Here is a 10,143-nt window from a genome sequence, read left to right on the forward strand (position 1 = left end):
ACAGTGTGAGTCAGCCATGGACCGTGGTGGTACCGGTCAAGCGTCTGACCGCCGCGAAGACCCGGCTGCGCGGCGGGGTGCCCGGCGTACCTCACGAGAAGCTGACCCTGGCCCTGATCGCCGACACCCTGGACGCGGTGCGCGCCTGTCCCGGGGTGGCCGAGATCCGGGTGGTCACCGACGACCCCCAGGTGAGCCTGCTGGCCCGGATGATCGACGCCCGGGTGCTGCCCGACCCCCCGACCCCCGGCCTGAACGCCGCCTTCCGGCACGGCGCGGCCGGGGTCGACAGGTGGGTGGTGGCCCTCACCGCCGATCTGCCCGCCCTGCGTCCGGCCGAACTGGCCGCCGCCCTGGCGGCGGCCCGGACAGGCCCGCCGCGCCTCCGGTCCTTCGTCAGCGACTGCCCCGGGACCGGCACGGTGCTGCTGGCCGCCCCGCCCGGGGTACCCCTGGATCCCCGCTTCGGGCCCGGCTCGGCCGCCGCGCACGCGCGCAGCGGGGCCCGGCCGCTCACCGCCGCCTGGCCCAGCCTGCGCCGGGATGTGGACACCGCCGCCGACCTGGCCGCTGCGGCCCGGCTCGGGCTCGGTCCCCGCACCGCTGCCCTGACCGCCGACTGCTTGACCGGCTGAGCGGCGCTGGCGGCGGGCTTGCCCCCGGCTGGGCGGCGGCTGCGTGTACGGTGCTGGGCATGCAGGGCACGGTGGCTACCTTCGACGCGGCGACCCGCAGCGGCCTGCTGCTGCTCGACGACGGCACGGAGTTGCCCTTCCCGGCTCCCGCGTTCGACGCCTCCGGGCTACGGCTGCTGCGCCTGGGTCAGCGGGTCAGGGTGGAAACCGACAGCGAGGGTGTCGTCGTCCGGGTGACCATCCCGACGATGTCCTGACCTCCCAGCTCAAGTTCAGTTCGTGTTAACCGTGACCGGGTGATTATGGGCAGGTGAGCACCCCTCGCGAAGGCCCGGACAATCCCGACCGACCCGACCCCGCGGCAGCTTCCTCCGGGTTGGCGGAGGTGCTGGACCCCGGCCCCGGGCCGGCCCTGCCGGAACCCCCCGAGACGCGGCCCGACCGCCCCCTGCCGGAGGACCGGTTCCTCAACCGGGAGCTGTCCTGGCTCGACTTCAACGCCCGGGTCCTGGCCCTGGCCGAGGACCGGCGCACCCCCCTGCTGGAGCGGGCCAAGTTCCTCGCCATCTTCGCCAGCAACCTGGACGAGTTCTACATGGTGCGGGTCGCCGGGCTGAAGCGGCGCCTCACCGCCGGGCTGCCGGTACGCGGCGGAGACGGGCTGCCCCTGCGTACCCAACTGGAACTGGTCGCCGCCAAGGCGGCCACCCTGGTGGCCCGGCACGCCGCCTGTCTCATCGACGACGTGCTGCCGGCGCTGGCGGCGGAGGACATCCGGGTGTTGGGCTGGTCCGACCTCGGCAACCGTGAGCGGGACCGGCTGCACTCCTACTTCCGCCAGCAGATCTTTCCGGTGCTCACCCCCTTGGCGGTCGACCCGGCCCACCCCTTCCCGTACATCTCCGGTCGGTCGCTCAACCTGGCCGTGTCGGTGCGCGACCCGGACGGCGGACCTGAACTGTTCGCCCGGGTCAAGGTGCCCAACAACGTGCCCCGGTTCGTCCGGGTCGACCGGGACCAGCCCGGGGTACGGGTGCTGCCGGTGGAGGACCTCATCGCCGTCCACCTGGGCCAACTCTTCTCCGGCATGCAGGTCGTGGAGTGCCACCTGTTCCGGGTCACCCGCAACGCCGAGGTGGAGGTCGACGAGGACCGCGACGAGGACCTGCTGCAGGCCCTGGAACGGGAACTGGCCCGGCGCCGGTTCGGTCCCCCGGTGCGGCTGGAGGTCGCCGACTCGATCTCCGACCACATGCTGGAGTTGCTTATCCGGGAACTGGACATGGACCGCCAGGACGTGCTGCGGGTCCGCGGGCTGCTCGACCTGTCCGCCCTGTGGCAGCTCTACGGCGAGGCGGACCGCCCCGACCTGAAGGACCCTCCCTTCGTACCGGCCACCCATCCCCGGCTGGCCGAGGGCGAGGTGCCCCGCAGCGTCTTCGCGACCCTGCGCGACGGGGACGTGCTGGTGCACCACCCGTACCACTCCTTCGCGACCAGCGTGCAACGCTTCATCGAGCAGGCCGCCGCCGACCCGAACGTGCTGGCCATCAAGCAGACCCTGTACCGCACCAGCGGGGACTCCCCCATCGTGGACGCCCTGGTGGAGGCCGCCGCGGCCGGCAAGCAGGTGGTGGTGCTGGTCGAGTTGAAGGCCCGCTTCGACGAGGTGGCCAACATCGGCTGGGCCCGCACCCTGGAACGGGCCGGATGCCACGTGGTCTACGGGCTGGTCGGCCTCAAGACCCACTGCAAGACGGCCCTGGTGGTACGCCAGGAGGGCGACCAGATCCGGCGCTACTGCCACATCGGCACCGGCAACTACCACCCCAAGACCGCCCGCCTCTACGAGGACTTCGGCATGCTGACCGCCGACCCGGACATCGGCGCCGACCTGACCGACCTGTTCAACGTGCTCACCGGCTACAGCCGGCAGACCGCGTACCGACGGCTGCTGGTGGCACCCCAGGGGGTACGCAGGGGTCTGATCGAGCGGATCGAACGGGAGATCGCCCAGGTCCGGCTCGGCCGGCCCGCCCTGGTGCAGTTCAAGGTGAACGCCCTCGTCGACGAGGCCATCACGGACGCCCTGTACCGGGCCTCCCAGGCGGGGGTACACGTCGACCTGATCATCCGGGGGATGTGCACCCTGCGTCCCGGGGTGCCGGGGCTGTCGGACAACATCCGGGTCCGCTCCATCCTCGGCCGGTTCCTGGAACACTCCCGGATCTTCCGCTTCGGCAACGACGGTGACGCCGAGTTCTGGATCGGCTCGGCCGACCTGATGCACCGCAACCTGGATCGACGGGTCGAGGCACTGGTCCAGGTCAGCGACCCGGTGGCCCGCGCCGAACTGGACCACGTGCTCCAGGCCGCGATGAGCCCGGAGGTCGAGGCGTTCGAGTTGACCGCCGACGGCAGCTGGATCCGGCGCAGCGGCACTCCCGCGGCGCCCCTGGACCATCTACAGGATCTGTTGCTGCATCGGGTCGGGGGCACCGCCGGACGAGCCGCCCGGGCAATAGGCTGAGCAGATGGTCGAGGAGGAGGATCCGGCGCTTCCCGGCCGTCGGCGTACCCTGCAACCCGATGCCGGCGTGGCCGAGATCCGAGCGGCCGGCGGGGTGGTGTGGCGACCGGCACCGGACGGCGGGGTCCAGGTGTGCCTGGTGCACCGCCCCCGGTACGGGGACTGGACGTTGCCGAAGGGCAAGCTGGAGCCGGGCGAGCATGCACTGCTGGCCGCAGTCCGGGAGGTCGCCGAGGAGGCCGACGCCCAGGCGGTACCCCAGGTGCGCCTGCCCAGCGTGCGGTACCGCAGCGAGGGCCTGGACAAGACGGTCGACTACTGGTCGATGCGGGCGGTCGGCACGGGCGGTTTCCAACCCGGCACCGAGGTCGACGAGGTGCGCTGGCTGGGGGTGGACGAGGCGATGCGGCTGGTCAGCTACCCGCACGACAACCAGGTGCTGGCCGCCTTCGCCGCGCTGCCCCGCGTGACCGCGACCATGCTGCTGGTCCGCCACGGCCACGCCGGTCGGCGACTGGACTGGTCCGGCCCGGACACCGGCCGCCCCCTGGACCCCCGTGGCTGGTCGCAGGCGCACGCCTTGGCGCCGCTGATCGCGCTGGTCCGTCCCACCCGACTGCTCTCCGCCTCGCCCCGCCGATGCGTGCAGACCCTGGACCCGGCCGCCGCGCAGCTCGACCTGCCGATCGAGATCAGCGGTGACCTGGACGAGCCCCGCGCCGGCCAGCAGGCCGACGAGTGCGCCCTGGCCGTAGCGGCAGCACTGACCGCATCAGCGGCGAACAGCGAGTCCGTAGCGGCGTGCAGCCAGGGCAAGGTCATCCCCGGCGCGCTGGAACGGCTCGCCGGCCAGCCCGGCGACTACGCCACCGGCAAGGGCGGCGGCTGGCTGCTCACCTTCACCGGCGACCGCCTGCTAGCGGCCGACCGCCTCTGAATCCCTCCCGCACGGCTGGGCGTTACGGCCGGGCCGGTGGCAGTTTGAGGGTGACGGCTACCGGCAGGTGGTCGCTGGCGGTGCTCGGGGTGGCGGTCGGGTCGGTGGCCGACAGGTCCGGGGAGACGAAGATGTGGTCGATCTGGGTACGCGGGTCGTCGGCCGGGCTGGTGGGCAGCGGGCGTACGGCCGTCAGGGCGTCGACCAGCCCGGCGTCGGTGAGGGCCGTGAAGGCCGGATCACCCGGCTCGGTGTTGAAGTCACCGGCGACGACGAGCGGCCCACCCTCGGCGTACCCGGTGGCGAATTCGGCGACCACCCGGGCCTGCACCACCGGATCCGTACCCGGTGGGGGTTGCAGGTGGGTGCTCACCACCGCCAGCCGTACGCCGTCGCTGAAGTCGACCGTCACCCCCAGGGCCTGGGCACCGGTGGGTGCGCCGACCGCAGGCAGCGTACGGGTCCGGGCCCGCTGGACCGGCCACCGGCTCAGCACCGCATCGCCCCACAGGGCCCCGGCGGCGGGCGCGAAGACGTACGGCATATCCAGCCGGTTCGCCAACAGGTGCAGGGTGTCGTGACCGCCGTTGAGCAGCCAGCCCCGGTCGACCTCGCTGAGCAGCACCACGTCGGCCCGCCCGATCGCCCGGTCCAGGGCGGCCAGGTCGAACCGCCCGTCCAAGCCGAAGCCCATCCGGATGTTGTACGCCACCAGCCGGATCTGCTCGGGTGGCCCGCCCCGGTTGGTGGCCACCAGCCACGGCCCCTGCACGGCTGCGGCGACGAGGGCGAGCAGGGCGGACAACAGGGCTGCCAGCAGGGCGACCGGCCACCCCGATCGCCCGTTGGCGAGGGGTACCGGCGGCGGCAGGGCACCGTCGGCCGCTGTCGCAGGTCGCCGCCGTCCGCCCAGCGCGACGATCCCTACCATCGCCGCCACCAGGGCGGGCAGCCAGCCGTTGGGGTAGCCGATGTCGTAGGCGGCGTAGTAGAGCACCGCCGCCAGGGCGAAGACCAGCATCCCGCCGGTCGCCGCGTACCCGCGACGGGCTGCGGTCGACCGCCCCCGGTCGGCGGCGGTCAGGGCCAGGCAGCCGCCCAGCCCCGCTGCGGTGAGCAGCATGGCGACACCGAGGAACCCCGGTGGCCCGTACCCGAACAGCAGCGCCCCGGCCAGCAGCAGCACCGGGAACAGGGGACGGCTCGGCGGCGGGGTCAACGCGCAGAACACGAACAGCGCCACCGCGGCGGCCAGGGGTGCCAGGGCGAACAGAGGGGTGCCGGCGGTGCCGGCCGCACCGAGCCAGAAGGACATCGCGGTGCTCGCGACCGCCGGTGACAACGCGACCATGCCACCCAACAGCAACCCGGGCCCGACGAGCAGCCAACTCCGGCCCGGCGGTAGCGCCTCGGTGTCGTCCTCAGGCCGACCGGATTCGGGTTTCGCGGCGAAGGCGACCACCAGCAAGGACCCCACCAGGAGGAGGCTCAGCAGCCAGGCCTCCCAGCGTCCCCACCACACCGGGTCGTGGGTACCGGTCAAGGCCTGGCCGAGCGCCCCGGCGGTCAGTCCGAGGACCAGCCCGGTCAGCGGTCGCCTGACCGGGCCGGCGATGGCGGCCAGCCACACCAGCCCGGCCAGCAGGCCCGCGGTGGCCAACCAGAGTTGGGTACGACCCCCGGGCGTCGCGGTCAACGCCAGCCGGGCGGCGCTGAGTACGGCCACCGCCACCAGGCCGACCCGACGGGCACCGACCCGGGCTACGAGGGCCGGTGCGGCCAGGGCGAGCACGAACCAGCCGAGCGCGAAGGCACCGAGCAGTTCGGCCGGGGTCGAGGCGGCCTGCCCGAAGATGGTGATGACCGACGGCAGGAAGACCCGCAGCACGTCGGTGAAGACGAGCAGACCCAACGCCAGGGTGGCGGTACCGAGGTGGCGACGACGCAACACGGTCCTCATTTCGCCGAGGGTGTGCGGCGATTCTGGTGCCACGCGGCGCGTCGGTCAACGGGGCGGTGCAGGGGGCCCGGACACGGCGAAGGGCGCCCACCACCGAGGCGGGCGCCCTTGCTCGTACGACCGGTCAGCGCCGGGTCGTGGTCTTCTTGGCCGGCGCCTTCTTCGCCGGGGCCTTCTTGGCCGCCGTGGCCTTGGCCGCCGTGGTGGTCTTGGTCGCGGTGGCCTTCTTCGCCGGTGCGGCCTTCTTCGTGGTGGTCTTCGTGGCCGCCGTGGTCTTGGTCGCGGTGGCCTTCTTCGCCGGTGCGGCCTTCTTGGTGGCCGCCGCGGTCTTCGTCGCGGTGGTCTTCTTGGCCGCCGTGGTCTTGGCCGCCGTGGTGGTGGTCTTGGTCGCGGTCGTCTTCTTCGCGGTGGTCGCCTTGGCACCGGTCGCCTTCGCGCCGGTGGTCTTGGCGGTGGTTGCGGCTGCCTTCTTCGCCGCCGCCGTGGCCTTCGGCACCTTGCCGCTGGCCACCATCTCCTTGAACCCGGCGCCTGGGCGGAAGGTCGGGACGGAGGTCTTCTTGACCTTCACCGCCTCGCCTGTGCGCGGGTTGCGCGCTGTTCGAGCGCCACGAACACGCTTCTCGAACGCTCCGAATCCGGTGATCGCCACCTTTTCGCCCTTGGTGACCGCCGCCTGGACCTCAGCGAGGACCGCGTCGAGCGCGGCCGTCGCCGTCTTCCGGTCCCCCAGGCGAACGGCGAGCGCCTCGATGAGCTCGGCCTTGTTCACGACTTCCTCCTGATTGTGCAACTGACTCGACGCGAGCCATTCTGCGCGCACGGTATGCCCTGTGCTGCCGGGACACAAACATTCGGTGGAAAAAAGCCCTTGTGTCGTAACGGATTCGCCCCCACCGGTGGCACCGGTGGGGGCGGAATCGGCGAACAGACCCGGCGAACGGCTATGCGACCCGGGGCAGGAAGGACGGCCTGGTGGTCTCGAAGGTGCTGATCTGCTCCTCGTGCCGCAGGGTGAGTCCAATGTCGTCCAAGCCCTCCATCAGCCGCCAGCGGCTGAAATCGTCGAGCGGGAACGACCACGTGAAGGAGCCGGCCCGGACCTGGCGGGTGGTCAGGTCCACGGTGATCGAGGTGTCGGGGTCGGCCTCGACCAGACCCCAGATTTCCTCGACCGCTTTCAATTCCAGCTCTACCGGAAGCAACCCTTCCTTGAGCGCGTTGCCGCGGAAGATGTCACCGAAGCCGGGTGCGATCACGGCTCGGAACCCGTAGTCGCGCAGCGCCCAGACGGCGTGCTCGCGGGAGGACCCGGTGCCGAACTCCGGACCGGCGACAAGAATCGACGCCCCGGCATAAGATTGATCGTTGAGTACGAATCCCGGGTCCTCCCGCCACGCGCTGAACAACCCGTCGGCGAAACCGGTACGGGTCACCCGCTTCAGGTAGACGGCCGGGATGATCTGGTCGGTGTCCACGTCGGACCGACGCAGCGGCACGGCGGTGCCGGTGTGCACGGTGAACTTGTCCATCTGTCGCAGCCCTTCTACAGATCGGCGGGAGCGGCCAGTCGGCCGACCACTGCGGTCGCGGCGGCGACCGGCGGACTCACCAGGTGAGTACGCCCGCCCCGGCCCTGGCGGCCCTCGAAGTTCCGGTTGGAGGTCGAGGCGGAGCGCTGCCCCGGCGAGAGGGTGTCCGGGTTCATGCCCAGGCACATCGAGCACCCGGCGAAGCGCCACTCGGCACCCGCGTCGGTGAAGACCTTGTCCAGCCCCTCGGCCTCGGCGGCCTCCCGCACGGCGGCGGAGCCGGGCACCACCAACATGCGTACGCCCTCGGCGACCCGGTGACCGCGCAGCACGTCCGCGGCGGCACGCAGGTCCTCCAGCCGGCCGTTGGTGCAGGAGCCGACGAAGACCACGTCGACCGCCAGGTCACGCAGCGGGGTGCCCGGTCGCAGGTCCATGTACTCCAGGGCGCGACGGGCGGCGGCCCGTTCCGCGTCCGTGGTGAACTCCTCCGGGTCCGGCACGGCCGCGCCCAGCGGAACGCCCTGCCCCGGGTTGGTGCCCCAGGTCACGAACGGCGTGATCTCCGACGCGTCCAGGATCACCTCGGCGTCGAAGGTCGCCCCCTCGTCGGTGGGCAGGGTCCGCCAGTAGGCCAGCGCCGCGTCCCAGTCGGCGCCGGTGGGGGCGTTCGGCCGCCCCTTCAGGTACGCGAAGGTGGTCTCGTCCGGCGCGATCATGCCGGCCTTGGCACCCCACTCGATCGACATGTTGGCGATGGTCATCCGGCCTTCCATGGACAGCGCCCGGATGGCCTCACCGCGGTACTCGACGATGTGCCCGCGACCGCCACCGGTGCCGACCTTGGCGATCAGCGCGAGGACCAGATCCTTGGCGGTGACACCGGGGCCGAGCTGACCGTTGACGGTGACCGCCATGGTCTTCGGACGGGCCTGCGGCAGCGTCTGGGTGGCCAGCACGTGCTCGACCTCACTGGTGCCGATGCCGAAGGCCAGGGCCCCGAAGGCGCCGTGGGTGGCGGTGTGCGAGTCGCCACAGACGATGGTCATGCCGGGCTGGGTGAGCCCGAGCTGCGGACCGATGACGTGCACGATGCCCTGGTTCTCGTCGCCCAGGGGGTGCAGCTTCACGCCGAACTCCGCGCAGTTGCGGCGCAGGGTCTCGATCTGGGTACGCGAGGTGGGGTCGGCGATGGTGAGCAGGTCACCACGGCGCTGCTGGAACGACGGATCGGCGTACCCGGTCGGGGTGTTGTGGTCCTCGGTCGCGAGGGTGAGGTCGGTACGACGCACCCGCCGACCGGCGAGCCGCAGCCCGTCGAACGCCTGCGGGCTGGTCACCTCGTGCAGCAGGTGCAAGTCGATGAAGAGCAGATCGGGCTCTCCCTCGACAGACCGGACGACATGCGCGTCCCAGACCTTCTCGGCCAAGGTTCTCGGCTGAGTAGTGGCTCCCACCATCTGGACATCCTAAATTCTGGGAGGTAAATTTCGGCTTGTGGGACACAGTATGAGCGGTGTCGGCGTTCTCGACAAGGCGGTGGTCATCCTGGCCGCCTGTGTCGACGGCGCCAGCCTGGCCGAACTCGTTGAACGCACCAAGCTGCCCCGAGCCACCGCGCACCGGCTGGCCCAAGCCCTGGAGATCCACCGGATGCTCGTCCGGGACACCCAGGGCCGCTGGCGCCCCGGCCCTCGCCTGGGCGAGCTGGCCAATGCCGCGCCGGACGTCCTGCTGACCGCGGCCGAGCCACTGCTGGCCGCGTTGCGGGACGCCACCGGCGAAAGCGCCCAGCTCTATCTACGCAGAGCGGACGAACGGATCTGCGTGGCCGCCGCCGAACGGGCCAGCGGCCTGCGGGACACCGTCCCGGTCGGCTCGGTGCTGCCGATGACCGCCGGGTCGGCGGCCCAGATCCTGCTCGCCTGGGAGCCACCCGAGGCGGTCATGCCACTGCTGCCGCGGGCCAAGTTCACCGGCCGCACCCTGGCCGAGGTACGCCGCCGAGGCTGGGCGCAGAGCGTCGCGGAACGCGAGGCCGGTGTGGCCAGTGTCTCAGCCCCGATCCGCGACCGTACCGGCCGGGTGATCGCCGCCATCAGCATCTCCGGCCCCATCGAACGCCTGGGCCGCCGCCCCGGCGAACGCCACGCCATGGCCGTAGTGAGAGCCGGCCAACGCCTCTCCGGCCTCTAAACCCACCCCCCCACCCCCCGCGCTGCCCCCGCGCTGCCCCCGCGCTGCCCCCGCGCTGCCCCCGCGCTGCCCCCGCGCTGCCCCCGCGCTGCCCCCGCGCTGCCCCCGCGCTGCCCCCGTTGATCATGAGGTTGGCGGCAGCTTGAAGATCGACAGCTGCCGCCAACCTCATGATCAACGGGGCTGGGACACGGGGCTGGGACGGGGCTGGGGTGGGGTGGAGGAAGGGGAAAGCCCGCCTCGAGGAGGCGGGCTTTCCTCGTGTTTTGACCGTTGTGTGGGCAGGGTGGTCTGGCGGTGTGGTGTGGGTGTGTTGGTGGTGGTGTGGTGAGGGTTGTTACTTGCCCTTGTGG

Annotated in this window: 9 protein-coding genes; 5 read left to right on the forward strand and 4 right to left on the reverse strand. The window is 71.9% G+C overall.

Annotated features, from left to right (window positions below):
• The first annotated feature begins 5 nt into the window (after window positions 1-5).
• The 4 genes from cofC to ABZ795_RS12335 are packed head-to-tail and all read left to right on the forward strand — an operon-like array spanning window position 6 to window position 4,102.
• Entirely contained in the window at window positions 6-635 is a 630-nt protein-coding gene (gene cofC, locus ABZ795_RS12320; RefSeq protein ID WP_357530343.1) for a 2-phospho-L-lactate guanylyltransferase, read from the forward strand.
• A 59-nt stretch (window positions 636-694) separates the two neighbouring features.
• Window positions 695-892, forward strand: coding sequence for a cold-shock protein (locus ABZ795_RS12325; protein WP_327022298.1), 198 nt, complete (start codon window positions 695-697; stop codon window positions 890-892).
• Window positions 893-945: 53 nt separating this feature from the next.
• Window positions 946-3,165 carry an RNA degradosome polyphosphate kinase gene (locus ABZ795_RS12330; protein WP_357530344.1) on the forward strand — a complete coding sequence of 740 codons (2,220 nt, stop codon included), beginning with the start codon at window positions 946-948 and terminating at the stop codon, window positions 3,163-3,165.
• Window positions 3,166-3,169: 4 nt separating this feature from the next.
• Window positions 3,170-4,102, forward strand: coding sequence for an NUDIX hydrolase (locus ABZ795_RS12335; RefSeq protein WP_357530345.1), 933 nt, complete (start codon window positions 3,170-3,172; stop codon window positions 4,100-4,102).
• A gap of 22 nt (window positions 4,103-4,124) precedes the next feature.
• Here ABZ795_RS12335 and ABZ795_RS12340 read toward each other — a convergent pair whose 3' ends face one another.
• From ABZ795_RS12340 to leuC, 4 genes are all read right to left on the reverse strand, one after another.
• A complete protein-coding gene (locus ABZ795_RS12340; protein ID WP_357530346.1) occupies window positions 4,125-6,062 on the reverse strand; it encodes an endonuclease/exonuclease/phosphatase family protein in 1,938 nt (645 codons plus the stop codon).
• Window positions 6,063-6,186: 124 nt separating this feature from the next.
• Window positions 6,187-6,834: an HU family DNA-binding protein gene (locus ABZ795_RS12345; RefSeq protein ID WP_357530347.1), complete on the reverse strand. Its 648-nt coding sequence runs from the start codon at window positions 6,832-6,834 to the stop codon at window positions 6,187-6,189.
• 172 nt (window positions 6,835-7,006) lie between these two features.
• Window positions 7,007-7,594, reverse strand: coding sequence for a 3-isopropylmalate dehydratase small subunit (gene leuD / locus ABZ795_RS12350; RefSeq protein WP_357530348.1), 588 nt, complete (start codon window positions 7,592-7,594; stop codon window positions 7,007-7,009).
• Between the two features lie 14 nt (window positions 7,595-7,608).
• Window positions 7,609-9,054 carry a 3-isopropylmalate dehydratase large subunit gene (gene leuC / locus ABZ795_RS12355; RefSeq protein WP_357530349.1) on the reverse strand — a complete coding sequence of 482 codons (1,446 nt, stop codon included), beginning with the start codon at window positions 9,052-9,054 and terminating at the stop codon, window positions 7,609-7,611.
• A 49-nt stretch (window positions 9,055-9,103) separates the two neighbouring features.
• Between leuC and ABZ795_RS12360 the strand changes: the two genes are divergently transcribed.
• Window positions 9,104-9,790 (forward strand): IclR family transcriptional regulator, encoded by a 687-nt coding sequence (locus tag ABZ795_RS12360; RefSeq protein ID WP_327022305.1) that lies wholly within the window; start codon window positions 9,104-9,106, stop codon window positions 9,788-9,790.
• The last annotated feature ends 353 nt before the right edge of the window (window positions 9,791-10,143 follow it).

Origin of the sequence: Micromonospora sp. NPDC047134 (assembly GCF_040643455.1) — a bacterium.
Taxonomy (GTDB): domain Bacteria; phylum Actinomycetota; class Actinomycetes; order Mycobacteriales; family Micromonosporaceae; genus Micromonospora.

Bases quoted from the DNA above. Each gene is read 5' to 3' on its own strand.
- ABZ795_RS12340 (WP_357530346.1), bottom strand. From the start codon at position 6,062: ATGAGGACCGTGTTGCGTCGTCGCCACCTCGGTACCGCCACCCTGGCG.
- leuD (WP_357530348.1), bottom strand. From the start codon at position 7,594: ATGGACAAGTTCACCGTGCACACCGGCACCGCCGTGCCGCTGCGTCGG.
- ABZ795_RS12360 (WP_327022305.1), top strand. From the start codon at position 9,104: ATGAGCGGTGTCGGCGTTCTCGACAAGGCGGTGGTCATCCTGGCCGCC.
- leuC (WP_357530349.1), bottom strand. From the start codon at position 9,054: ATGGTGGGAGCCACTACTCAGCCGAGAACCTTGGCCGAGAAGGTCTGG.
- ABZ795_RS12325 (WP_327022298.1), top strand. From the start codon at position 695: ATGCAGGGCACGGTGGCTACCTTCGACGCGGCGACCCGCAGCGGCCTG.
- ABZ795_RS12335 (WP_357530345.1), top strand. From the start codon at position 3,170: ATGGTCGAGGAGGAGGATCCGGCGCTTCCCGGCCGTCGGCGTACCCTG.